Below are 25,339 nucleotides of genomic sequence, written 5' to 3' on the forward strand. Positions count from 1 at the left end.
TGGACGAGAAGAACCTGATGGTAAAATCGTTGTCAGCTATTTAGTTCTAGCGAAAAAGTTGATATGGTAGAAAGGCTTTGTCTCGCTACAAGGAACCTGTTTCATTTTAGTATAAAAGGGTACTCCTTACTTGTAGGAAATTGAGCGAAAAGCATTTTAGTATGGAGGGTATAAGCATCATGAGAGCATTTGTTATGTTTGGGTTGGTTACAATTACTTCTTTCGGTTTAATCGCGTGTAGTAATGGAGACCAGCAATCAAACAATCAAGAAGAAGAAAACATTCAGGCGGAAGAATCTCAAGCAAGCGGGACTCAAGAAAAGACGGATACTGGAGAAGCTCAAGAAACCAGTTGGGAAGAAGTTGAACTGGTGGAAAGTGAACTAGATCAATCCTTTTCTGATTACCAGTTAGTGAATGACCAAGGAGGCAGCCGTGTCATTCACTACTTAGAAGGTGAACGTCCTCAATACAAATCCATTTTTATTAAAGATGAAAATCGGTTAAAAATTGTATCGATGAATGAAGAGGGAGACGGATTAATTTTTAATGAAGTGATCGATAGTGACAGTTAAAATAAATAAGGAAAAAGAAGCAAAATCAATTGATTTTGCTTCTTTTTTTGTATGTGTTTTAAACTGTTTAACCAGTTGTTTTTTCAACAAATGACTAGGTTCATGCATCACTTTTTGTTCCACATTTTTTTATGGAGTTTTTCCTTATTACTGCCCAGAGCTTCTCTTCATTCAGTACGAGCAATGCCTAAGTATTGGATTGAGAGAACAAAGCCATAATAGACATAGTTCCATTTACCAGGAGGGTGATGTTTTGAAGGTACCAACCAAGCCATGGACTTTGTTGTATAAAATAAATCGGGAAGCAATACCCGATGTTCAATACTATTTAAGCGAGTGGAAGAAGAAGGCGAACGAAATACCGAATGAGGAATTGCGGACACAAGCTTTAGCCAGTATAAAAGAAAAGTCCTTCCATTGTGAGGGGGGTGCTGTTTACGGGCTACTCGCTCAAGAAGGGCGCAAAAAGATCATTCGCTTTATTGTGGCTTATCAGACGATTAGTGATTACTTAGATAATCTCTGTGACAGGAGCACATCTTTGGATGAAGATGATTTTCGAATGCTCCACCGTTCTATGTACCATGCTTTAACCCCGGGCGAGGTGCCGAACAATTATTATCAATTTCGGGAAGATCAAGATGATGATGGGTATTTGGTTTCTCTCGTGCTTGCATGCCAAGACGTGCTTCAAGATTTGCCTGGATTTCAAGATGTTCAGAATGCTATGCATCAATTAGCACGTTATTATTGTGACTTACAAGTGTACAAGCATGTTGAAAAAAGCAAGCGTGTTGACTTACTTAAAAAATGGTTTGCCAAGCATGAACAAGAACTTCCTCCGATGACCTGGTATGAGTTTTCTGCTTGTGCAGGCTCTACGTTAGGTATCTTCTGTCTCGCCGCCTACGCCTCAAAAGATCGGATGACTGTTGAAGAGGTAAACGTATTGAAAGATGGATATTTTCCTTGGACTCAAGGCCTTCATATTATGCTTGATTACTTTATTGATCAAGAAGAAGATCGATTAGAGGGTGACTTGAATTTTATCTTCTATTATAAAAGCGAAGAGCAGATGATACAGAGATTTAGATACATGAGAGAAAAAGCTGAAAAGAGCATTCGCTCTTTGCCCGATTGGAGATTCCATCAACTTATCAACAAAGGTTTAATTGCGATTTACTTAGCAGATAAAAAAGTCCAAGAAGACAAAGGATTGAAAAAAACAGCAAAACAATTTATTCGTTTTGGTGGTCTGCCCACTGCTTTCTTCTACCTTAATAGTTGGGTATATCGTCAGACGTCATAGAACAGCTAAGGATAAACAAAATGAATCCAAGATAACCTCAATTCCATGGAGTTGAGGTTATAAAATCGTTCACATTAATAACTAGAGTCATTAATGTGAACCGAGCAATCATTTTATAACTAAACTGCTGGAGTAGTGTATCTACCATTATTGGATGCTTTAGTCAGTCGCTTCAATACAGCATACGCTTCTTATATGTTACACATTGCAAAACTGAAGCATTCACTAAAGGGACGAAAAGGTTTTTTCCGGAGAGCTCATCGATAAATTCACAAATTCATGTACAAGTAGAAAAAAATGGATATGAGGTCAAGGTAAAACTGTTAAATCGTTACCGCCGACTACGAATCAACGGTTATTTCATTTATTTCATAAGAAATGGCCATGCTACAAAGTTAGTTTAAAATGAGTCAATTTGTCTGCGTGTATAGCCCGTACAACTCTTGATCTCCTACATATAGTATTAATAGATTGACGGAAGGAGGAACAAGTAAATGGGATATAACAACGATTATAAAGTAGATTCATACTATTCAAATTCTTATAAGAATGGCAGTAAAAAAGAATGTGATTGTGATTCATTCTTTAAGAACATCTCCCGCGGGGAAGAAGTAAAGGTATTCCTTAAAGGTGGCGGTCATGTTTCTGGTGAATTTATCGATGTCCGCGGCAATTTAGTTTATCTTGCAAAAGCTGACTGTCATCGTCACGAGAAATGTAAATGTGACGATGAGCGTAAAGTGAAAATTTCCACGATCTGCTGTGACGATATTGTAGCAGTAGAGGTTTAAATATAAATATAGGAAACACTTTTATGGCCCAGGACGCGTGACGTTCTGGGCTGTTCTTCTTCGTCTATTTAATATAAATCATTAACTCGATTCGAGTGGCTTCTCGATCTACCTTAAAATGGTCAACACGTGCATTTACATATTGCTTGATAAGCGTCAAAAAGATGTTTTTTAAACGATTTTAAGATCGATCCATTCTTGAGAAACCCTAGTGGTTTGACAATGCGTTTATAGAACGGTTCATTAAATAAGTCCGGGAATAGGACATGTATGTGATGATTGAAGTGTAATTAAAAAGGGCCAGAAAATTGTATATTATAATATTATGTAGAAGTTAATCTTATTTGTAGACGCACTGTAAAAATTATATGATTTAATTAAAAGCAATCCATTTATTTCAAAAACTGTGTTACATTCCAATAGTACGAAACAATAGGGGGGAAAAAAGGGAATGGCAAATAAAATGTTTACTGAAAAGTAACTGTTATCTAAATTTACCTTATTTATTCCAATAAAAAGATTGACAATTTTAAATTTAATATTTAAGGTAATTTTAACGAATAGACAAAACTATTAAAAATTAAAGTGAGAGGAGCAAATCATTTGAAAAATATTAACCCTTCTATTCATGGGCTCATGCAAATTTTTCATATGGATAAGGCTTATATAAAAGGATCACGCAATCGATTATATGATAAATTTAGCAATGAATATATTGATTTCACTTCTCAATATGGGGCACTACCGTTAGGGTACAATTCTGAAGAGCTTTGGCAAGATATCATGATGTTTAAAGAAAACCAATACCCAAGTTTGTGTCAGCCGTCGGCCCCTTTTTTTGCACAGGAATTAGCTATCCAACTAACTAACATCTTTCCGGCGGACCTTAATATTTGTACATTTGCGCAAAGTGGTGCGGAGGCGACAGAAGCTGCAATAAAGTTGGCAAGGGCTAAAACGAAAAAAGAAAAGATAGTATCTTGTCAGAGAAGTTTTCACGGCAAAACACTCGGGGCTTTATCAGTTACTGGGCAAAAAAGCTACCAAGAGCCTTTTTTTATCCATCAAGAATGTTACCCGAAAATCCCTTACAACGACCTTGAAAGCCTTGCGGAAATCCTTAAAGAAAGGGGAGATGAGATCGCAGCGTTTATTGTTGAGCCGGTTCAAGGTGAGGGTGGCGTCCATATCCCTGATGAACATTACCTGTCTGAAGCAATTGATTTGTGCAACATATATGGCGTATTAGTAATTATTGATGAGATTCAAACAGGATTAGGAAGATTAGGGAATTGGGCTGTAACAGTGGAGGAAAATTTATTACCAGATATCGTGCTGTTATCTAAAGCGTTAGGTGGGGGATTGGTTCCCATTTCAGCTTGTATTAGTAGAGAGTCAATTTGGACAGATCGATTTGGGTTGAACCATAGCTCTACATTTGCCAATAATAACTTTACCTCTTATGTGAGTTTATCGTTTATTAATTCAATAAAAAAACAATCTGATTTCTTTGAGAACGTGATTAACTTAGGAAACGAACTCAGAAACAAGCTAAATGGGATTAAAGAGAAATGGCCAGGGGTCATTAAGGAAGTGCGAGGGAGAGGTTTATTATCTGCTATTGAGTTTGAGTCAATTGATGCAAGTGATTCATTTGAAATGGCAAACCTTATTTCGTTTGGCGGTTACGGGTATATGATTTCTGGGTATTTGCTTAATGTTCACTACTTAAGAGTTGCCCCTTTTTTAAATGATCCATTGACGTTACGAGTGCAGCCGCCATTAAACATGAATTATGCAGATATAGACTATTTCTGTGAAGCTTTTGATCTCCTGTGTGAGATTATTTATAAAAAAGATTTTTATTTGCTGTATCGTTATACCGTTGGTGACTGCCGTAAACCGATTAAAGTGAGAGACTACCGGAACAGAAATGCCCCTATTCTTTCATCCATGTTAGATGAGAAGAGTCAATTAGTCGGGTCCTTTGCGTTTCTCTGTCATTATCCTTCTACCACTGATCTTATAAAGAATACCCCTTCGTTTGAACAATTTACTGAAGCTGAATTAAAAGGGATTTTAACATGGGAGGCTGACTTTTCTGGTGCAGGCGTGATCTGTAAAATGCCGGCCATAAAAGGGGCTGATGGTAATTATGTTGAAGGTTGGCTAATTGGAATTACTTACGGCGGAGAAGAAATTCTCCACCGTCCAAAAGAAGAGGTGTTAGGAGCAATTAAAGAAGGCGTTAAACTGGCAAAAGAGTTAGGTGCTGATGTTATTGGTTTAGGGGCATACACTTCAATTGTGACGAGAGGAGGCTTTGATTTACTAGATGAGTCTGTGACATTAACAACAGGGAATACGCTTACGATTATTAATGCCACAGAAGCCATGTTAAAAGGAGCACAGATGCTTGATCATCGTATTTCAGAATCTAATGTTGGAATTATTGGTGCAAATGGTGCTATTGGTCGAATTGGTTCCTATTTATTAGCGAAAAAAACATCCCGATTAACGCTTATCGGTAAAAAGTCCAATAATCCAACTGTAAATCACAATCGACTAAAAAAATTGGCCAATGGAATTTATCTAGACTGTCTTGTTGTTAATCAAAAAAACATCGGGATTCGAAAACGGGTTTTAGATGTTCTGAACATAGCTCGACTGACGGAGCAATTTCAAGAAGAAATAAACAGGTTAGATGGAATGGTCAATCTAGCTAAGATTAATAAAAAAGCTGTTCCGAATGTCATTGATTCCATTGAGTCTATCTTCCATGGATTAAATGAACAGATTCCAATCGGCTATAGTGTTCATTTAGAAGAAGAGATTTCCGAAATGGATGTGATCCTTACAGCAACTAGCTCAATGAGTGAGTTTATTCCGGTGGATTTAATTAAGACAGGGACGGTTATTTGTGATGTTTCTCAGCCGCCAAATGTCGGAAAACATGTAGAAAAACGGCGTAAGGACGTTCTGATTATTGAGGGTGGACTCGTGCAATACGCTGACCCTATTCGCTTTGGACAAAATTTAGGCTACGAAGCTGGGCAAAATTTAGCTTGCTTATCAGAAACGATTTTGCTGTCACTTGACCAAGCTGTAAAAAGCTATGGGATAGGTGGACGTATTCGAATGGAAGACGTCTATTATATTCAAAAACTGGCGGAAAAACATCAATTCCAATTGGCGGATTTGCAAAGCTTTGGAAAAAAAGTAACAAACGATGATGTACTAAATATCCGCGCGGAGGTATTGCTACGTCAGGCAGAGGTTTCACGTTTAGCCAGTGAAAAAGAGGTGGTTGACGAATGAGTAAAATAAAAACAGCAAACCAACATGAAGAGCACTTAGTTGGAGACAAGCTTAAAGATAGCATTTATCGGGATGACTGGCTCTTGTATACAACAAGTGATGAAGACTCTGATTCAGAAATAAGAGCTCTCGATATTCAAAAAGAAGATACCATTGTTTCTGTTACAGGCAGTGGCTGTCGCAGTTTAGCCTTACTTGCCAAGCAACCTAATAAGCTTATTTCAATTGATGCTAACCCTTATCAAAATTTTTTGCTGGATTTAAAAGTTGCGTCGATTCGACATTTTGAAAGAGATGAATGTTTAGCGTTTTTTGGAATAACACCAAGTGAAAATCGGCGAGCCATGTTTTATAAGATTAAAAATGACTTATCAGAGCCAGCGCAAAACTTTTGGTTAACTCATATTGAAAAAGTGGATAAAGGGTTTATTTACTTAGGTAAACATGAAATGTTCTACAAAAAATATATGGGTTTCTTCTTGTTTCGCTTTAGACGAAAACAATTTAAAGAAATACTTCAGTGTGACACAATTGAACAGCAAAGAGAATACTACGAAAAAAATTGGAACACTTTTTTGTGGAGAAGAGCCGTTAAGCTGCTGAGTCAAAGAGTATTCTTTGAAAAATTTCTTGGTGATCCAAGTTATTTTAACCAAGTGGATAAAGAGTTCTCTATAGGTGATTATTTGTTGTCAAGGTTTGACCATACGTTCAAGCATCATTTGGCTAAAGAAAATCATTTTCTAACCTTTCTATTCTGTGGCCAATATATCAATGATGTGGGCTTGCCAGTTTATTTGTTGAAGGAAAACTATGAGACTGTAAAAAACAACCTTAATCAGTTGGAAGTCGTAACCGGGAGAGTGGACTCTTATTTATCCGCTTTACCTAATCGATCAGTTGATAAGTTTTCATTATCTGATATTTCGGGCTGGATTCCTGAAACCGAATTTGGCACCATTCTTGAGGAAGTAAAACGGACAATGAAACAGAATGGAAGACTGTGTTACAGAAATTTTCTTGCTAAACGGACTCTTAGTGAAATGGACATTCTTGGTTTGAAGCAGGATAAAACGATCATGAATGAGTTGGATACGACTGATCGTGCATTTGCTTTCAGTTTTGAAGTAGCTCAGAAGGAGGATGAAAATGAAACCACATTACGAGATCGAATTGTATGATGAAGAAACCAATACAAAGGTCTTTATCGTCATTGATTGTCTGATAGGTAATTTAGCGGCGGGAGGCGTCCGAATGAGCCCGACTGTGACAATGGATGATATCCGAAGCTTAGCCCAGTTGATGACAAAGAAAAATGGTGTAATGGAAATTCCACTAGGAGGCGCGAAGATTGGAATTGTAGGTGATCCTGAAAGCGAAGATAAAGAAGAAAAGATAAGAGCTTTTGCCAAGATGGCCGAATCGGTGTTAAGAACAAAGCTCTTAATCGGGGAAGACATGGGCATAACAAGCCAAGATGTCAAACTGGTTTATGAATCGATTCACCTTGATCCAAGTGAATTGGTTGTCGAAGTTCATAAGCAGAAAGGTCTTCATATTCAGTTGCCTGAAGATAAAAGCATTAATGATTTGTTAAGTGAAGAGTTTATGGGGTATCTTGCTGGTTTTGGACTGATGGAAGCGATGGAGGAAGCTGCAAATTTTACGAATATAGATCTTAACAAATCTAAAGTAGCGCTTCAAGGTTTTGGGACAGTTGGCAGTGGAATTGCCATGCTAATGTTGGAAAAAGGTTCTACAATAACAGCGGTAAGCGATATTCATACATGTATTTATAGAGAAACAGGCTTTTCTCTTGCTGATCTTCAAGTATTAAAAGCGAATGGGCGTGTCTTTCAGTCAGAGTCATTAAAGAATGATAAAAAGCTTGACCCCAATAAACTTTTTTCGCTGCCTGTTGATATTTTGATTCCAGCTTCTGTTTCAAACATTATAGACATTGACAATGCAGACCAAATTAAAGCTGGGCTTATCGTAGAGGCTGCGAATTCCCCAACAACAAAAGAGGCAGAACAAATCTTATTAAAAAAGAACAAGATGATTCTCCCCGATTTTGTTGTAAATGCGGGATCAGCGACAGGGTTTGGTTTGCTAATCACAGGACAAGCAGAGTTTCATAATGTTTTTGAAGAATGTGCACAACGAATAAGAAGAACAGTAAAAACCATTCTTACAGAGAGTTTGAAGAGCGAAAAAACACCGCGTGAGGTTGCGGATGCGATTGCGGAACAGAACTTGAAAGAAATATTAACAAAAGAAGAAGCAAAGGTGGAATCAAATTAAATCAATTCAAGTAATGAGTACGTGCGAATGGTTAGGCATGATTGACACCTGATAAATATTTATTATAAGCTATTAGTTATATAACTAACTGATTGGTGGGGATCAAACCATGGCTGAACCTAATGTCATTACAAAGCAAGACCTAATTGAATCTGCTAAAACGTGTATTGTTAAAAACGGAGTCAATAAATTAACGCTTAAAGCCGTAGCGGAAGGAGCAGGAGTGACGCAGGGCACCGTATATTACCATTTTAAAACGAAAGACCAGCTGATGGTTGAGGTGGTAAGTGATATGTGCCAGACTTCTTGGGATAGGTTGGAGCGAATGAAAAAGAATTCAGACCAACAAGTGAAGGAATGGATTCAAACGGGCCTTCAATCTGCAAGTAAACGAAACTCAAGTGACTCTTTTTATCACTCCTTGTTTTATTCATTAATTACAGCTAGTCTGCATAACAACAAAATTCGTGAGCAAATTAGTGGATTGTTGACTTATGAAAACCAAGTGCTGGAAAAACAAATTGAAGCAGTAGCAGGGAAAGAACTTTATGGAGTGTCGGCAGAAGTCTGGAGTGTGTTAATGAACGCTTTAATAGACGGATTAGCAATTCAGTCTATGATGATAGAAGATTTTGATGCGAATAAAGCCTTTAAAGGCCTTGAAACACTACTCATAAAACAGATGGAAGACAATCAGCCTTCAACTTAAAGAGAAATTAATTCTAAGCACAGGAAGTGATGACATTTGTTTTTTCTATTTTGGGGTTTTTTAGTGTGGTTGGGAGCAACGGCTATCTTCCGTTTATTAGGACAGTTTTTTTTTACGAGTGATAATACATTGTTTTTAGTTGCTACTTATCTTATTGTCATTCCTTTAATATTGGTTTTAACGCTCCCACTTTACCGCTATAAAAAAGTGGATGCGTTTAACCGGTTAAAAGCAGCCATTTTTATTGCTTTACCTGGAATGTTATTAGATGTAGTGGTATTGATTTATTTCTCAGATGTTTTTGTAAACTTGGAACCGGAAATGGATCGAATGTTTGCATCGTGGCTTTTGTTGGCTTATTCGATTATTCTTCTTACAGGTTTGACACCTAACCGAAAACACAGTTCTTAAAATATAAAGGAGGTACGAATATGTCTTTGTTTTTAGAGAAGGAAAGGCAAGTATTTAAGCAGTATTTTCCGAATGTTGATGAAAATTTAGAGCAAGCTTCTTTGTGGGAACGTGAAATGAATTCCGATGGGATGATTCAATTAGCCAAAGAATTTGGAGTGACTTCCTTGATGATTCCAAAAGAATATGGTGGCAAAGGGGCTAATGCCCTCGATGGCATTTATATACAACGTTGGATTGGAAGCAAATCACCTTCCCTTGCCGTCTCTTTAATGATGCACCAATTCTCTGTTGCTTCTCTTATCGAAGCGGCAAAAAGACAACCTAGTTTGCAGGTTGTACTCAAGGAAATTGCATCGAACAACCTCTTGTTAGCTTCAGCTTTTGCAGAAGGGATAGAAAATAATCTGTATACGCCACTTGTTACAGCAAGGGAAACGGAAGGCGGTATCGTCGTAAATGGAACAAAAAAACCGTGCACAAATTCAAGAACGATGGATTTGCTTACAGCAAGCGTAAGTCTCGCGAACGGTGAGTTGGCTGTTATTACGATCCCGGCGGATACAGAAGGAATTCGTGTGAATGATTTTTGGGATCACTGGATTTTAAAAGGAACACATACGGAAGAAGTGGTATTAGAGAATGTGTTTGTTCCGAATGAATGCATTTATAAAGCGGGGCCGGCAGAAAGCGTTGATTCAACCATTACAAACGGGTTACTCTGGTTTGAACTTTTTATGATTGCCACATATATTGGAGTAACATCGGCACTTGTAGAAAAAGTGAATCAGGCTACAAACGTACCATTGGAAAAAGTATTTGATCTAATGTCTGAAATGGAAGGCACAGTGAGCGCATTAGAAGGCTTAGCTTTTAAATTTGAAAGTCAGCAGTATGAAGAGTCCATACTACAAGAAACGCTTTTCGTTCGAAATCATATTGATAGGACGCTGGAAAGAGTATCCACACAAGCAACCAAAGTACTTGGTGGATTAAACTATCTCACGTCTAAGGAAACCTCTTATTTGTTATTAACTTGCCAGTTAATCTCGTTCCATCCACCATCCAAGAAAGAAGTGTTTCAATTATTCGAATTATATAAGCGTGGAACGGTACAAGAAATCTCCGTGTAACGAGAGAAGTCCCCTTGAGGTGTGTTCGTACTTTTAAGGGAATTTTAACAGTCTAAACCACTAGGTGCTACATCAGACCTTAGTGGTTTTCTTATTCTGTATTTCAATATCATACGCAGAACTCGGCGATCAGATCGTTTTAGTCATTCATTCGGGTTCTCGAAATTTAGGGAAACAGATTGCAGAGCATTATCAAAATCGTCCGTATGATGAATTAATGGAAATGAAAGTAGAGAAAGATACGCTCATTGTGCAATTGAAAGCAGAAGGTCGTCAAAAGTGACATACAAGATGTGGTGCTTTCATTGAAGCCACCTTCTGTCAGAAAAGAACTTGTATACCTTCAAGGTAAAGGGTTTGAAGACTATATGAATGATATGTTGATTGCTCAACAGTACGCTCTTTTAAATCGAAAAGCAATGGTTGATGAAATCGTGACACGTATGGTTTGGCAAATCGTTGATTCCTTCACGACCATTCATAACTACATTGATATGGAGAATCGAATTTTACGGAAAGGCGCGATTTCCGCTCAAAAAGGTGAAAGAGTCATTATCCCTATTAATATGAGAGACGGCAGCATCATCACAGAAGGAAAGGGGAATCCTGATTGGAATTACTCTGGCCCTCACGGCTCAAGTCGTTTAATGAGTCGATCAAAAGCAAAATCTTCTTTAGATGTCATTGAATTTAAAAAGACAATGGAGGGCGTATGGACAAATTCTGTCTCTGAAAACACGTTAGATGAAGCGCCGATGGTGTATAAGTCGATTACGGATATTTTGAATAACGTGAAAGAATCGGTTGAAGTTCAACACATTATAAAACCATTATATAATTTCAAGGCAAATTAATATTGATTCATTGGACTGTTAATGAACCACAATAACCAATTGCACAAGAGTAGCTCTTTTTCCGGGCTGCTCTTTTTTAGGTCGAAGTAAACTGATCTGTTGCTAGAAAAGTCTTGTTTCAGTACCATATAGTAATCTAACAGACTGTCTTATGGGAAATAGGACAACACCGACTGGCTATTTCATGACTTAACTTGTTGAAACGAATGAAAAACGATCTTTTTTATATTAAAATGGACAGAGAGGAAGGGAATCGTGCAAACCACACTCACTGCATAGAACGTAGTTGAACAATGGCTATTTGTAGGACAAGGAAGGGCGAGAATTTTATATGGATTATAATTACCTCATTACATTCATACCATCCATCATCTTTATTATTAACATCTTGCTAGCGGTTGGTTTTTTATTTCTTGAGCGAAGAGATATTGGCTATACGTGGGCTTGGCTTATGGTCTTATATTTCATACCCATTTTGGGCTTTGTTGTTTATTTATTTCTAGGACGTAATTTAAAACAGAAAAATTTCTATAAACTTTCAGCTGAAGAAAGGGATTACCTTCAATCGGAAGTAGATAAACAATTACCGATTGCAGGAGATGAGGAGATACGACATTCTCCGTTGTTAAGCAAATATGCAGATTTAATCGAGATGAACCTTAGATCGTCACATTCGCTATGGTCCGACGACAATGAAATCATCATTTTTGATGACGGACATGAGAAATTTGATTCTTTATTTGAAGGAATTCGAGCAGCTAAGAAAGAGATTAATATACAGTATTACATTATCCAACCGGATTCACTTGGTAAGAAATTAAGAGATGAATTAACGCTAAAAGCGAAAGAAGGAGTAAAAGTAAGACTTCTCTATGATGAAGTCGGTTCGAAGAAAATCTCGCGCAAATTCTTTCAGGAATTACGCGTAGCTGGTGGAGAAGTAGAGGTGTTCTTTCCTTCCTTGTTTAAACTAGTGAATTTTCGAATTAACAATAGAAATCATCGTAAATTGTGCATTATTGATGGGGAAATAGCCTACATTGGTGGATTTAATATAGGTGATGAATATCTTGGCTTGAATAAGAAATTTGGCTATTGGCGTGATACTCACTTTCGAATCGAAGGAACTTCAGTAAACCAAATTCAAGGAAGATTTATACTGGACTGGAATCAGGCTCGGAAAGATAAAAGCGAAAGCCACGAAGAGTTTGGGTTTTCATATCATATAAAAAGACATATTGGGACAAGTCCTGTTCAAATTGTTTCAAGCGGTCCAAACTCTGAAACGGAGCACCTTAAGAATATGTACATTAAACTCATTTTGTCAGCTAAACAAAGTGTGTATATCCAAACACCTTACTTCATCCCTGATGCTAGTTTTATGGATGCCTGTAAAATTGCACTTCTGTCAGGAGTTGATTTGCGGATTATGATACCAAATAAACCAGATCATCCTTTTGTATATTGGGCGACTTGGGCTCATGCAGGAGAATTACTCGAATACGGAGCAAAAGTTCTGTTATATGAGAAGGGTTTCCTACATGCGAAAACAATTGTAGTTGATGGAGAAGTATCATCGGTAGGCACGATGAATATTGATTCTCGGAGCTTTAAGCTCAATTTCGAAGTGAATGCAATTGTGTATGATGAAAAAGTTGCACGACCACTACAAGAACTGTTTGATAAAGATAGTATCGTGAGTACAGAACTGACAATTGAGCGCTATACCCAAAGGTCTCTTAAAATTAAATTTAAAGAAGGCATCTCTCGTCTTCTCTCGCCTATATTGTAATTTGGTGTTTAAGCGATTCAGCTAAGAGGTGCGTTTCAGTAGTCCTTGAAGCGCCCCTCTTGTTTTTAATCGCTCGACCATTCGAATGTTCACTTTACAGCAATATATATAGCGATTTGTCCATCAGGGTAATATTTCTCGAAATCATAGGTGTACGTTCGTTGTAAAGCACCTTTTTCTTCTCTTTCCCAGATGGATTTCCATGTCTGAAAAATCCCTTGCTCATCCTCTGTATTAACAGGGAAGACCTTATATTCTTGGTTTTCTGGAATGTCGATTGATCGCTCATTATCTCCTTCAATAGCAACGGCTATTGAATAATCGCCTTTATAATTCGACTCATATTCGTAATATAAGCCATAGATATTCCCCTCATGTGTTGTTAAACTAGCTGAAGCATTTTTCCACAAGTTCGTGATTTTTTCCAAAACGTGTGCATCCTTAAAATTGTTTGTTCGACTCTTTTTTACGATTGTCAATTTCATTTATACCATCCTTTACCATGAAGGTTACTTACTCCATTGCATTGTATAAAAGTAAATTTGACAACAGCATGTCATATTAAAAGCTACTCCTAGTTCTTTTTTTTAAAACGACTACGTTTCATTCGATTCTAAATGGTGTTTGAGTTGATCGATCTTAGCGATCATGTTTGTACGTAACTGCTCAGGATGAACCTCTTCTAACAAAGTACCAAAAGAGAGGAGATAGTCTTCTAGCCATGAGCTGGCTGGAAAATGAGCATGAATCGTGTAGGAACCATCTTCATTTGTTGTAATCATCTCGTCTGCAAATTCGTCGTATACTCTGTAGGCTCCTCTAGAGGATATCCGTAAAGTCACGGCTAAAGTAGTTGCTTTTGTGTAGTCGAACTTGGGCTTAAGTGAAACCGAGGGGTCGGGTTCAAAATGATTATCAGTGACGTGAACAGCACGCATTCGGTTCATTTTAAAGATTCGTAAATCATCCTTAACTAAGCAGTAGGCCCAAAGGTACCAAGCATTTTTCTTGAAGAGCAATTGATATGGTTGAACGGATCGATTGCTTTTCTCGCCTTCATTATTGTAGTAACTGAACGTTACAATATAGCGATGGATGATCGCATCTTGTAAAAAAGAAAACAGTTGTTTCGTCTCTTTTCCACTTCCCCAAGGAGAGAAATCTACTTCAATCCAGTTAATTAACCCTTTTTTAAATTGCGTCGCTAGTTTCTCTAGTACTTTATGTGAACTTGGCATATCCGTTGCTGATATGGTTTGTAAACCGATTAATATATTCTCTTGGTCACTGTTTGTTAATAGAGAGGTATTTAATGAATAGCCTTCCATTAACGATATCCCTCCGCCTTTCCCTTTGGTCGCAAAGATAGGTATCCCCGCTCCACTCAAAACATCCATGTCTCTATAAATGGTACGTGTGGAGACCTCGAAATGCTCCGAAAGTTCTTTTGCGGTAATAACCTTTTGCTTTAGTAGTAGATAAATAATTTCAAAATGTCTATGTATAGACATGGAGATCGTCCTCCTGGTCGGTTTAATAGTAGTTGAAGACGATCTTAGTGTAGTTGATTTATGAGCGTAAAAGAAAGGGAAGAGGGATTTTAGTCTTTCTTTGAATAAAGGAAGAAAACTTTATTCCTATCTTCCGATTACGAATGCTCATGGAGGTTTTTAACCGGTGCGAATTGGCTTCCTAATGACAAGGTTTATGATTTATTAAACTTCGATTCTTTCAAGTAAATGAAATGGAGCGACTTCCCAAGTCTCATAAGGAACACGAGTTTTTTTCATTGCATCTAAAGTTCGGGACTTCATATGTGGACGAACAAGGTAGTTATCTATGTTTGCCTCATTCAATGCGATAAAACGTGCGTCTTTAATTTCTTCTGGTTGAATGTTAATCTCACCAGTAACATAGTTTGCATAAAAAACAATGCTTACAATCCCTTGAGTGGTATTGTAATAAACTCCTGTGACCCCAATTGGTTCGATTACAATACTTGTTTCTTCATAAAAAATTGGATGATCGTTCCAATTATAACGAAATAAAGAAAATGAATCTATTAAAGTGAATAGATCCATTTATCCTCGTACCAAGAAGGAAAAAATACCGCTTTTTTTATGTTAAGAGAGCGATCATAATTTTGGTAAATAAATCGAAAAACGGCTTCTCGACTATACGGAATGCGGTTAGGGTGGACTTACACGATTTGTTTATCTAGTTTTTTGGCTCTTCGGAATATTTAGTGTGTAATTTAGTCTAAGAGTACATGGTCAAACTCAATAAAATCGGAGTATTTAGTGGAAACTATAATTTGACTTTTATAATACTCTTTTTTTTGTTAACATACCTATATACAAATACTAAATGTTTAGTATTAAACATTTAGTATAATGATGGAGGGATTAATATATGACACGAACTATGGTTTTAGGACTTCTAAAAGTAAATGGCCCCATGTCAGGATATGAAATTCAACAAATGATGGAATCATCTCAGACAGATATTTGGGCTTATGTAAAACCAGCTTCTATTTATCATGCATTAAAGAAAATGCGAGAGGAAGGCAAGGTTGTCTTGGAAAAAGTTGAAAATACTGGGTTGAGAACCAAGTCAATTTTTAAAATCACAGAAGATGGTGAGTATGAATTAAACCAGTTACTTATAGATTCATTCTCTAGTTCTTCTGTTGTTTTCCCAGCACCTTTTTATACTGCATTAACATTTATGGAAAATTTAAATAATGAAGAAATCCTAAACAGCTTAGAGAAGCAAAAACAGGAAATTACAAAAGTCTACAATAGTATGAAAGCAGGGTACGAGTTAAAACAGAAAGCATTAGGGAAATTACCAGATAATATTAATGTTATTTTTAACAATATGTATGAGCAATGTGAACTGCAACTGAAATCTATTGAAGCAATAATAAAGTTTATTAAGGGGTACTAAAATGAACCAAAAATACATCAAATCATCTGTTTTATTTGTAGTGATTTTGGCAATTTTTGCAGATATGCTTATGTATGGTTTAGTAGTACCTTTTCTACCAATTTATGCTGAATCACTAGGTGCCTCACAATCAGAAATAGGTTTATTATTTGCAAGTTATGCCATAGCATTATTTATTTCAACCCCGATTTTTGGAGCCTTAGCAGATAGAGTGGGAAGAAAAAAACTTCTGGTAATAGGCCTCATCGCACTAGCCATAACTACGATAATATATGCTCTGTCGACAAGCTTCTGGATTCTTGTTTTAGCACGCTTACTACAAGGGTTTGCTGCGGCAATACCATGGACAGCTGGATTAGCATTACTAGCAGAAGTCTTCACCAAAGAAGAGAGAGGAAAAGCTATGGGAATAGCGATGTCTGGCCAAGCAGGAGGGGTACTACTAGGACCACCAATTGGAGGATGGCTTTATGAATTTGGTGGATACTCATTTCCTTTTTTCATTGCTACAGGGATCGCTCTTCTTGCAGCTCTACTATGCTTAGTTGCACTTCGGAATGTCCCTGAAACGAGGTCAGAGAGTTTTATATCACCCTTTAAAATACTAAGAAATAAGAATGTTTTAATGGTTGCTGGGGTTGCTGTTGTTGGTGCATCTGTCTTTGCTAGTATAGAACCCACATTGCCAATTCACTTCAACGAAAAATTAAATATTTCACCAGGTGCTATCGGGTTAATGTTCGTTGTGGTAACTCTTGGTTATGGTATAACTGCACCATTCATTGGGACTATCTCTACTAAAATTGGACATATCAAAACAATTAGGATTGGTATAGTAATGGCTGCCATTGTACTTCCACTAAATGCTTTGCCAAATATTATATGGGTGCAAGTTGTTACCCTTATTCTATTGGGAATTACTCTTGGGATGGTTCTAACTCCAGCTCTCCCAAAGTTAGCAGATATTTCTCAAGAGGCAGGTGCTACTTCGCAAGGGCTTACTTATGCTGTATATAATACAGCATATTCATTTGGTATGATGGCGGGGCCACTGGTTGCGGGTACTTTAACAGATAGATTAGGACTATTAACGGCATATTCAGCAATGGGGGTTTTATTTATTTTATACTTATCTCCTCTATCTAAATTTAAATCTTAATAATGTCTTCACCGAGAGGAATAAAAATGAAGGATTCTTTATTGGGTTTATCTGAATTTAAAATACTAGAAGGTATTCAAGAAAATGAAAATGATATCCTTATTAGGATTGAAACGAATTCTAACCCTTTTTATTGTCCTCATTGTGGTCGTCCAGCTAAGTTTTACAGACATGGAAACAGAAAACAAGTTATTTTAGATTTGCCTATTCGTTTTAAGCGGGTGGGCTTACAACTAAATCGGAGAAGGTATAAGTGCCGTGAATGTGGTTCCACCTTTTGGGAACGTCTTAGATCAGTTGAAGAAAAGCGAAGTATGACTAAAAGGCTGTTAAAATCCATTGAAGAACGATCTATGTCCAAAACTTTTGTAGAAGTAGCTGAAAGCGTTGGTGTAGATGAGAAAACCATTAGGAACATCTTCAAAGACTATGCGTCATTGAAAGAACGAGAATATCACTTTGAGACACCTAAATGGCTTGGGATAGATGAAATATACATTATCCGAAAACCTCGACTTATACTTTCTAATGTTGAGCGTAGAACCATATTCGATATTAAGCCTAACCGTAATAAAGAAACGGTTATTCAACGACTTACAGAAATCGGAAATAGACATTGCATTGAATACGTCACAATGGACATGTGGAAGCCATATAAAGACGCAGTTAATATTGTCCTTCCACATGCTAAAGTTGTCATAGATAAGTTTCATGTGGTCAGAATGGCAAATCAAGCCTTAGGTAGTGTCAGGAAGTCTCTTAAAGCCAATATGAGTGCCAAGAAAAGGCGTACCCTTTTGCGTGAGAGGTTTATCCTTCTTAAACGGAAACATGACTTAAACGAGCGTGATTCATTCCTTTTAGAAACATGGTTAGGTAATCTACCTGATCTGAAAGAAGCCTATGAACTCAAAGAACAGTTCTACTGGATATGGGATGCACCGGACTCATACGAAGCTAGAGATCGTTATAGATATTGGAGACAACTTTGTGTATCTAGTAACTGTAAAGACGCTTATAAGGACCTTATAAAAGCTGTAGACAACTGGCAAGATGAAATATTTAATTACTTCGATAAAAGGCTAACAAATGCTTATACAGAATCCATTAACAGCATAATTAGGCAAGTAGAACGAATGGGTAGAGGTTACTCATTTGATGCTTTACGAGCCAAAATACTGTTTAATGAAAATCTTCATAAGAAACGTAAGCCACTATTTAATTCGAGTACTTTCAACAAGGCAATGCTATGTGATACCTTCAATTGGCATGATGTGACAGACCACAATATAGCAGGCAACTATGGTGTGGATTTTTCCACACTTATTAAGGAATTGGAGAAGGGTGACTTATAACCCCTTTTCCACCATAAAATCCGAATACCCGTTTTTTAATACACGCATTGATTCGCGAACGTTGACACGTTTAAACGAAGCCATAAAAATGAATGCGAAGAAGACATACGTAAGACCAATAAGAAAAGCACTTTGTAGAGGAGACAACCACTCTGTTAAAAAACCCGCTCCAATCATCGCTAGACCCATTGAGCTATTTTGAAACATGGACAACGTACCGAATAAAAAACCGCGTTTTGAAGCAGGGAGTATTTTCATTAGAACCGTATCAAAACAGATGTTACTAATCCCGCCTACAAACGTAATCGCCACTGCAAGTAGTAATGCTTGGGCAAAAAAGAAGGATTGACTGAGTAGAAGATGACCAATTCCTTCGAACAAAATCATCCACACACCAATCGCGATGTATCTGCCTTGAATCCATTTAGCCATTGTTGAGCTTAAAACGAATCCAAGACCTAGAGCCGCGTAAATAAATCCAACTCCAAGGTCCCCTTTGTTAAAAACATCTAAAGCAATTAAATTAAAGATGACGTTATCCACACCATTGGCCAGTGGCATGAGCAGCATGATCATTAAGAAAACGCGTAACAATGCCACTTTGATAAGTAGATAACCGCTTTCTTTTAAAGATGACTCGACAACTTCGCTTCCGTTAACTGGGCTTAATTCCTTTTTTGTCAGGCGCCAAATCAAGGTTGCTGCTAAAAGAAGAAAGAGTGCGTGAAAGAAAAACAGTAGGCTTGTATCAAAGAGGTAGGCAAGAACACCTCCAAGTAAAGAGCCGAAAACAAGTGTTAGACCAACAACGTTTTGCTCCAAGCCATTTATAGCAAGAAGATGCTTCTTTTGAACAATATCAGGAATTGCCGCAAAACGAACAGGTTTGTAGACTGCTTCGCCACTTGCAATGACAAATGTACTGACATAAAGCAACCATAATTGTTCAATAGATACGGCCCATAGGGGAAGAAAGGCAAAAGGAGTTCGGAGAGCATCTGTCCAAAACAATAGCTTCGCCTTGTGAAACCGGTCGGCTAAATACCCACTTAGCGGAGCAAAGACAATTGGGGGCAGGACACGTAAGGCCATTAAAATACCTAATGCCATTCCAGACTCCGTTAAAAGATACAAAAGGGCGAAAGAGCCAACTTGCGCGAAGCGACTGCCAACCCCGTTTACAATAGAACTCCAAAATAGTATCTGATACTTCGGTTCACTCGATAACAAATGATACCCTTGCATAAGGAACCTCCAAGAGATTAGATATATATCTAATTAGTATTGTTAAAAAAGGACCTAACGTACAGGCCACATTTCTTTTGGGTTTAGTTCATAGACTCCATCCTGTCGATACATAAAATGAGACATGACAAATTCACGTCGAATGGAAGCGAAGTCTTCATGATAGCGTAAAATATGTTCGTTTACTTCTTTTTCTGTATACTGTTTTCCATGCGATAACTCACGCAACATATACGCTAAGAGGATTAATCTCTTTTTTCGTTGCGCTGGAAGCTGTTTAAGCTTTCCATTGTTGTCAATGAAACTTCGAATGATTTTTGCTGAATCTTCCGCCGTTAAATCAAAGTGCTCAACCATTTGATCGCCACTGATTTTGTTAATCGCAACTGACATGCGTTCCAGTTTACGTTCATCTAAGTAAAAGTAAATGGTATTCTTATCACGTCGTTGATAAACAATATCAATTTCTTTTAGTTTCCCAATGTGATGTGAGATGGTTGGGGGCTTTAACCCAAGTTTTTCTGCAATGGCTTGACCGTGATGAGGTCCTAACTTTAACAAGCTTATAATACGAATTCTTGTTGTATCACCAAGTGTTTTATGAAAGTTAACGATGCGATTTAGTTGCATGACGATTCCTCCAATCTAATTCGATTATAATCTAATTAGATACATATGGAAACTGTTTGTGTATAAAATGTAGCTGGATAAAACAAAAAAGTATTTTGAATGCACTCTGTAAAGCGTTATAAGGAAAACGAAATGCGTGTAGTAAACGGTATTCTATTCAGAAAAGTGTGTAGGTTATAGCGATATATGGATTATTTTAAAAGATCTAATAAACGAAAACGCAGGGATTCGTTTCCCTGTTTTTTTCCTGTATACATAACGAGGAGTGAAAATTATGGGGAAATTGATTGCTGGGTCAACGATGCTTTTGTTAAGCATGATGGTTTACTTGGGTATAACGATTACGGCAGCCACGATACTTGCAAATTTGGGCAGTGGTCTTAATCCTGAAAGTGTTTTACGTGAGACGTGGAACTATTTTACTGCTCATTATATTGCAGCTATCATCGTATTTATCATCGGTCTCATTATCTTTATTTGGGGTTTCATTGACGATTTTCGTTCAAAAGATTAATAGTCTATAACTGTATAAAACGAATGAATAGAGAGCCGAATTAAAATGGCTCTCTTCGAGATTTACAACCACCAAATCATTCATTTTTGTACGTTGGTGTATGATTGAATCCATTTACAGGAAATGAACGTTTTTTACAAATTCATTTGCAGTCAGCCCGTAGACTTGTTTGAACTGCCTGTTTAAATGGGTTAAGTCAACAAAATGATACTCATTGACAGCTAGATAGATATCTCGCTCTTTCTCTATTAATTGTTTAGCCCCTTCAATTTTACTATTGAGGTAGTATTGGTAAGGGGTTATGTTCGTGTGAGCTTTAAAAAATCGTATAAATTGGAATTTGGACATACCAAATTCGGTGCAAACGTCATCGATCTTAAACGTCTCTTTCGAATGAGAGCGGAGTACCTCTTTTATTTTGCTAATAAGACGATCTTGTTTAATCTGATAGGAACATGTAGTTGGATGAAACAAGCTATCTGCGAGTTCAATCAGCCGCTCGCTGCAAATCGCTTCATCCTCTTGATGTAAAATAGCTTTCGCCAAATGAAGCGTGCGGAACTGAATCTTTTTGTCGTAAACAATCGGATCAGAGAAACAAACGATTTCTTTTTGTCCAATGCTTTCAAGAAGCAATTGTGGTTCAATATAGAGCATGACATAATCAAGGCCTCTGTCGTCATGGGCCATTCCATCATGCGTTTGTTCTGGATTAAAGAGCATTACGCCATTTTGGTGAGACAATTGCAGGTGGCCATCTAGGTGATAATGCTGAATGCCACGCATCGTGACGCCAATCGCGTATTCACTGTGAGCGTGTTTTTTATAAGTGAAATCAGTCATTTTTGCTGATAGAGCTGTGACCCCTGCACTCGTTTTATAGTTAAACTGATTCATGGTAGTGTTCCCCTTCCTGTATGCTAAACCCAGATCATAATGGCTGCATAAACTAAAAACAGAGCCATAATGAGGTTTGTCGTCTTCTGATACGTTCGAAATAACTTCTTAAACATGGCACCAAATCCAACCCATAAAAGAAATGCAAGAAAACCGATAAAGGTAATACCCACAACGCTAAGCGAAACTGTCGGTAGATCCACATAATAAGGCAATATAAAGCTAGGTATTACGGTCATCGTAAATAAAACAACTTTAGGATTTAAGAACTGCATTAGAAAACCAGACAAAAAGGAAGCCTGTTTTGTTGATGTTTGTTTTTTGGACAAATCCATTTTGTAAACTTGATAAGCAAGATAGAGCATGTACAGACTGCCAAAAGTTGCATAAAAAACAGGATTTTTGGTAAAGCATGCATAAAGAGTGTGTTGAAGATAGCGGAAGCTGCAAGTAATAAGCCAAACGCAATCGTCGCTCCATACGTGTAGCGCAAAGCCTGATTGACTCCGTTGTTTTGTACAACGGATACGATGACAATGTTTGTTGGTCCTGGTGTAACTGTAACAATAAAACAATAAAGAATAAACGATAAAGTCGTCATTGTGGAGCTCCTTTGTGGGCGTTGACATGTATCTGTTATACATCCAAAAGAGAACAATGAATAGTACATTATTGCAGAATGCCTTTACTTGTGCTTTCATCCATACAGTGTGTGTGCAATGACAGTCAATGAATACGTAGCTTTTCGCGCATCATTGAGTGAAAAGGTATAGTTCATTAGTATGAATTATTCGTTTCAGAGCTGAATGAGTCGTTGTGTTTGCTTTTTTTCTGTATACTATTTAGGTAATAAGTAGATTGTTTTTACCATGGAATAATCATGATCTATAGGGGAATACGTTGATTTCTTTGTTACTTTATACATAAGTTCGTTTGTTACTCGTACACAACTAATTCGTGGATGGGTTCATTTTTCTCATAACAGAATGACAAAAGTGATAGGAGGGAGGGGACTCTATGAGTACAGAAGACAAGCAGACACAACAGACATCTTTGGACAAGGCGATTGATATTTTGAGTTTACTTGGGCAAGAAGACAATAAAACGATACGGGAATTGAGTGATGAGTTGAATTTAGCTAAATCAACGATTCATCGGGTTTTACAAATTCTCGAAAGAAGAGGACTGGTTAAAAAAAACCGCTACTCTGAGAAGTACAAGCTTGGTTATAAAATCCTTGAATTTAGTTCTAGAATGAAGAACCAAGAGGAAATCAGGGAACTAGCAATTGAATATATGAAACAATTAAGTACAATTACTGGTGATACTGTGCAACTCGCTACACTAACCCCAGAGCAGCGGGTGATTATCATTGAAACGGTTGAAGGGACCAATGATTTACGTGTGTTTGCCAGACCGGGACAAACATATCCCCTTACGTACGGGAACTTTGGCAAAGTGTTTTTATCTTCACTGAGCCTCACTGAAATCAAAAAGCAGCTCAAAGAACATCCATTAAAAGCGTATGGCTCCGGATCGATTTTAGATGAAGAGCGCTTTATAGCGGAAGTGGATGTGGTACGTCAAAATCAACTTGCAATTAGTTCCGATGATCCCATTGATGGTGCATTAACAATTGCTGTTCCTATCGTGAATTCCTATAATGAAATGATCGCTGCGATTTCAATTGCAGGGGTGAAAACGCACTATAAAATGAGTCATATTGAAGAATTAAAAGAGGCAATTAAAAACTTTGCAGATAAAATTATGAGTGAGATCTAGTAAGACGTAAGAAACGATTGGTCATCGGCATTGCTATTTGATTAGCGGCTTAGCATATAAAAAACGAGGTACCACAAGGCACCTCGTTTCTTTTATTCTTTCTTTTTCCCAAAGTAAAATACCCCTAAACACCAGAATGCAATTAATAGAATGGTAGACGCGATTAATACGGGTATAGAACCGAATTGAATAATGAATGGGATGGCAACAGCTGTTATAAGCCCTCCCCCAACCATAGGTTCAAATAAAATTTGTTTATACCCGTAAGCCGTCATCGCAGGCGATTTATTTTCTGGATCAACAATACGCATAAGCATAAGGCCTGTCGCAGCTACCCCGGTTGACTGTCCAAAATCCCCAATCCCCCGTTCAAACCAATATTTAGGGATCATCTTAGGCGCAAGGTACAGAAAGAGAATCATATTAATTAAAATCCCGGAAACTGAAAGAATAATAAAAGGCCCGATATTGTTGCCAATGGTGGCTAGGCTAAGAGAAGCCATTGCACTAATAATCAAGAAATCAAGCCCAACTCCTTGAATTCGATTAATTGTTTCGCGGTCGATTAATTGATGTTTATCCGTTTTTGAAAGAATAAACTGTAAGATAATTCCTCCGATCATGGCGAAAGGGAAGAGGGGAATGTATTCAAACAAATAGAGGTTCATTGAATTTCCATATGTAATAGCCTCAACCCAAACGAGTCCTTCCAATAGCACGTATCCAATTAAAATTGCAATTGCAACAAAACCAATATGTAAGGTTAATGTATCAATCGACATAGGTGATGTTGTCATCGTCCCACTTCGTTCACGCTGGTTAACGTCAATAACCCCTGTTTGTTGTTCAATTGAAATATCATCAGGATGTTTTAATGTCTTAGAGACGCCTTTTCGAGCGGCCCAATTCACAAGAACCATCCCAATCGTAATCCCGGATACAATTCCTACTGTAGCGAGTCCAATCGCTAAATCATAGCCTTCAGCAAAATCAAATTCAGTGAAGGTTCCTTGCAATCCAGCAGCTGTACCGTGTCCACCGACGAAGCCAATTTCAATCAAAGCACCTGCCGCAGGGCTAAGTCCAAATAATGGCGTTAAAATCGTAATTGTTAAGAGAATCCCAACGACATATTGTGCCCAAGACATCGTGTAACCAAGCGCAATTGAAGGACCCCCGATTGTCCACATTGTTTTTGGTTTCGGTAAAGTAAAGCCAATAAAGAGACATGCAAAAACAATGTTGATCAAGAGACCAGGCAAACCTGCCCATACGTCTACAATTTCAGTAGTAAAAAGACCAGCTTCCATCTGGTCAGTAGGTGTGAAGCGAGTTAGTAACCGCCCAAGAACTTCAGGTCCTACAAGTAAAGCCAATACACCTGCAATCAGAGATGTTGGCAAAAACAGTTTTTGTAAGATTGGTAGTCTAAGTCTTACGTATTTTCCTACAATCAATAATCCAGCCAACAAAATGATGGCAAATCCAATCGTTTCAAGCGACATACGAGCACCTCAAAATACTTTAAAATGTTTATACTGGTTAAAAATGACAACTAAGGGACAAAAATGACTGGTGAATATTCTGATAATTAATGTATAATGGAATGTTG

At 37.5% G+C, this 25,339-nt stretch carries 21 protein-coding genes and 3 pseudogenes; 16 read left to right on the forward strand and 8 right to left on the reverse strand.

Translation table 11 applies throughout. From position 1 onward, the window contains the following. Window positions 1-179 precede the first annotated feature (179 nt). The 11 genes and pseudogenes from BK584_RS22400 (at window position 180) to cls (ending at window position 13,196) form a co-directional block, all read left to right on the forward strand. Window positions 180-575 carry a hypothetical protein gene (locus BK584_RS22400; protein ID WP_078394714.1) on the forward strand — a complete coding sequence of 132 codons (396 nt, stop codon included), beginning with the start codon at window positions 180-182 and terminating at the stop codon, window positions 573-575. 253 nt (window positions 576-828) lie between these two features. Beyond that, window positions 829-1,884, forward strand: coding sequence for a tetraprenyl-beta-curcumene synthase family protein (locus BK584_RS22405; RefSeq protein ID WP_078394716.1), 1,056 nt, complete (start codon window positions 829-831; stop codon window positions 1,882-1,884). 494 nt (window positions 1,885-2,378) lie between these two features. Then, window positions 2,379-2,675, forward strand: a complete 297-nt coding sequence (locus tag BK584_RS22410; protein WP_078394717.1) for a hypothetical protein — start codon at window positions 2,379-2,381, stop codon at window positions 2,673-2,675. Window positions 2,676-3,278: 603 nt separating this feature from the next. Continuing rightward, window positions 3,279-5,993 carry an aminotransferase class III-fold pyridoxal phosphate-dependent enzyme gene (locus tag BK584_RS22415; protein WP_078394719.1) on the forward strand — a complete coding sequence of 905 codons (2,715 nt, stop codon included), beginning with the start codon at window positions 3,279-3,281 and terminating at the stop codon, window positions 5,991-5,993. After that, complete coding sequence (locus BK584_RS22420) at window positions 5,990-7,174, forward strand: DUF3419 family protein (RefSeq protein WP_078394721.1); 1,185 nt, start codon at window positions 5,990-5,992, stop codon at window positions 7,172-7,174. Before BK584_RS22415 ends, BK584_RS22420 begins: the two co-directional genes overlap by 4 nt. Next, a complete protein-coding gene (locus tag BK584_RS22425) occupies window positions 7,143-8,297 on the forward strand; it encodes a Glu/Leu/Phe/Val family dehydrogenase (RefSeq protein ID WP_169871472.1) in 1,155 nt (384 codons plus the stop codon). The genes BK584_RS22420 and BK584_RS22425 overlap by 32 nt, the downstream gene beginning before the upstream one ends. A 109-nt stretch (window positions 8,298-8,406) precedes the next feature. Beyond that, window positions 8,407-9,006, forward strand: a complete 600-nt coding sequence (locus tag BK584_RS22430; protein WP_078394724.1) for a TetR/AcrR family transcriptional regulator — start codon at window positions 8,407-8,409, stop codon at window positions 9,004-9,006. Window positions 9,007-9,069: 63 nt separating this feature from the next. After that, a complete protein-coding gene (locus tag BK584_RS22435; RefSeq protein WP_245808949.1) occupies window positions 9,070-9,417 on the forward strand; it encodes a DUF5367 domain-containing protein in 348 nt (115 codons plus the stop codon). 20 nt (window positions 9,418-9,437) lie between these two features. Then, entirely contained in the window at window positions 9,438-10,550 is a 1,113-nt protein-coding gene (locus BK584_RS22440) for an acyl-CoA dehydrogenase family protein (RefSeq protein ID WP_078394728.1), read from the forward strand. A 133-nt stretch (window positions 10,551-10,683) separates the two neighbouring features. Next, window positions 10,684-11,404, forward strand: a pseudogene (locus tag BK584_RS22445) (RtcB family protein); the annotation flags it as partial. A 331-nt stretch (window positions 11,405-11,735) separates the two neighbouring features. Beyond that, window positions 11,736-13,196, forward strand: a complete 1,461-nt coding sequence (cls, locus tag BK584_RS22450; protein ID WP_078394730.1) for a cardiolipin synthase — start codon at window positions 11,736-11,738, stop codon at window positions 13,194-13,196. Between the two features lie 89 nt (window positions 13,197-13,285). On the opposite strand, the gene BK584_RS22455 is transcribed toward cls, so the two are convergent. The 3 genes and pseudogenes from BK584_RS22455 to BK584_RS22465 all read right to left on the reverse strand — a co-directional run. After that, entirely contained in the window at window positions 13,286-13,681 is a 396-nt protein-coding gene (locus tag BK584_RS22455; protein WP_078394732.1) for a GyrI-like domain-containing protein, read from the reverse strand. A 111-nt stretch (window positions 13,682-13,792) separates the two neighbouring features. Continuing rightward, window positions 13,793-14,707 (reverse strand): helix-turn-helix transcriptional regulator, encoded by a 915-nt coding sequence (locus BK584_RS22460; RefSeq protein WP_078394734.1) that lies wholly within the window; start codon window positions 14,705-14,707, stop codon window positions 13,793-13,795. Between the two features lie 204 nt (window positions 14,708-14,911). Beyond that, window positions 14,912-15,205 (reverse strand): annotated as a pseudogene (locus tag BK584_RS22465) (NUDIX hydrolase); the annotation flags it as partial. A gap of 403 nt (window positions 15,206-15,608) precedes the next feature. Between BK584_RS22465 and BK584_RS22470 the strand changes: the two are divergent. From BK584_RS22470 to BK584_RS22480, 3 genes are read left to right on the forward strand one after another with little or no spacing between them, the layout of a single operon-like run. Next, window positions 15,609-16,145: a PadR family transcriptional regulator gene (locus tag BK584_RS22470; protein WP_078394736.1), complete on the forward strand. Its 537-nt coding sequence runs from the start codon at window positions 15,609-15,611 to the stop codon at window positions 16,143-16,145. A 1-nt stretch (window position 16,146) separates the two neighbouring features. Next, the gene (locus tag BK584_RS22475; protein ID WP_078394738.1) at window positions 16,147-17,304 is read left to right on the forward strand and encodes an MFS transporter; all 1,158 of its coding nucleotides are present in this window, start codon (window positions 16,147-16,149) and stop codon (window positions 17,302-17,304) included. Between the two features lie 26 nt (window positions 17,305-17,330). Further along, complete coding sequence (locus BK584_RS22480) at window positions 17,331-18,659, forward strand: ISL3 family transposase (RefSeq protein ID WP_078394740.1); 1,329 nt, start codon at window positions 17,331-17,333, stop codon at window positions 18,657-18,659. Here the strand turns inward: BK584_RS22480 and BK584_RS22485 are convergent. Then, window positions 18,654-19,904: an MFS transporter gene (locus tag BK584_RS22485; RefSeq protein WP_078394742.1), complete on the reverse strand. Its 1,251-nt coding sequence runs from the start codon at window positions 19,902-19,904 to the stop codon at window positions 18,654-18,656. The two genes, BK584_RS22480 and BK584_RS22485, sit on opposite strands and share 6 nt — an antisense overlap. 54 nt (window positions 19,905-19,958) lie before the next feature. Further along, window positions 19,959-20,534 (reverse strand): DUF2087 domain-containing protein, encoded by a 576-nt coding sequence (locus BK584_RS22490; protein WP_078394744.1) that lies wholly within the window; start codon window positions 20,532-20,534, stop codon window positions 19,959-19,961. 274 nt (window positions 20,535-20,808) lie between these two features. On the opposite strand from BK584_RS22490, the gene BK584_RS22495 reads away from it, so the two are divergent. Next, window positions 20,809-21,048 (forward strand): hypothetical protein, encoded by a 240-nt coding sequence (locus BK584_RS22495; RefSeq protein WP_078394746.1) that lies wholly within the window; start codon window positions 20,809-20,811, stop codon window positions 21,046-21,048. A 114-nt stretch (window positions 21,049-21,162) separates the two neighbouring features. Here BK584_RS22495 and BK584_RS22500 read toward each other — a convergent pair whose 3' ends face one another. Together BK584_RS22500 and BK584_RS22505 are read right to left on the reverse strand one after the other, a co-directional pair. Next, window positions 21,163-21,945: an AraC family transcriptional regulator gene (locus tag BK584_RS22500; protein WP_078394748.1), complete on the reverse strand. Its 783-nt coding sequence runs from the start codon at window positions 21,943-21,945 to the stop codon at window positions 21,163-21,165. 23 nt (window positions 21,946-21,968) lie between these two features. Further along, window positions 21,969-22,546: pseudogene (locus tag BK584_RS22505) on the reverse strand (LysE family translocator). A gap of 416 nt (window positions 22,547-22,962) precedes the next feature. On the opposite strand from BK584_RS22505, the gene BK584_RS22510 reads away from it, so the two are divergent. After that, window positions 22,963-23,727, forward strand: a complete 765-nt coding sequence (locus tag BK584_RS22510) for an IclR family transcriptional regulator (RefSeq protein ID WP_078394750.1) — start codon at window positions 22,963-22,965, stop codon at window positions 23,725-23,727. 92 nt (window positions 23,728-23,819) lie between these two features. Here the strand turns inward: BK584_RS22510 and BK584_RS22515 are convergent, their stop codons facing one another. Further along, window positions 23,820-25,232 carry a sodium/glutamate symporter gene (locus BK584_RS22515; RefSeq protein WP_078394751.1) on the reverse strand — a complete coding sequence of 471 codons (1,413 nt, stop codon included), beginning with the start codon at window positions 25,230-25,232 and terminating at the stop codon, window positions 23,820-23,822. Window positions 25,233-25,339: the final 107 nt, after the last annotated feature.

Origin of the sequence: Shouchella patagoniensis, from assembly GCF_002019705.1 — a bacterium.
GTDB classification, from domain to species: Bacteria; Bacillota; Bacilli; order Bacillales; family Bacillaceae_D; genus Shouchella; species Shouchella patagoniensis.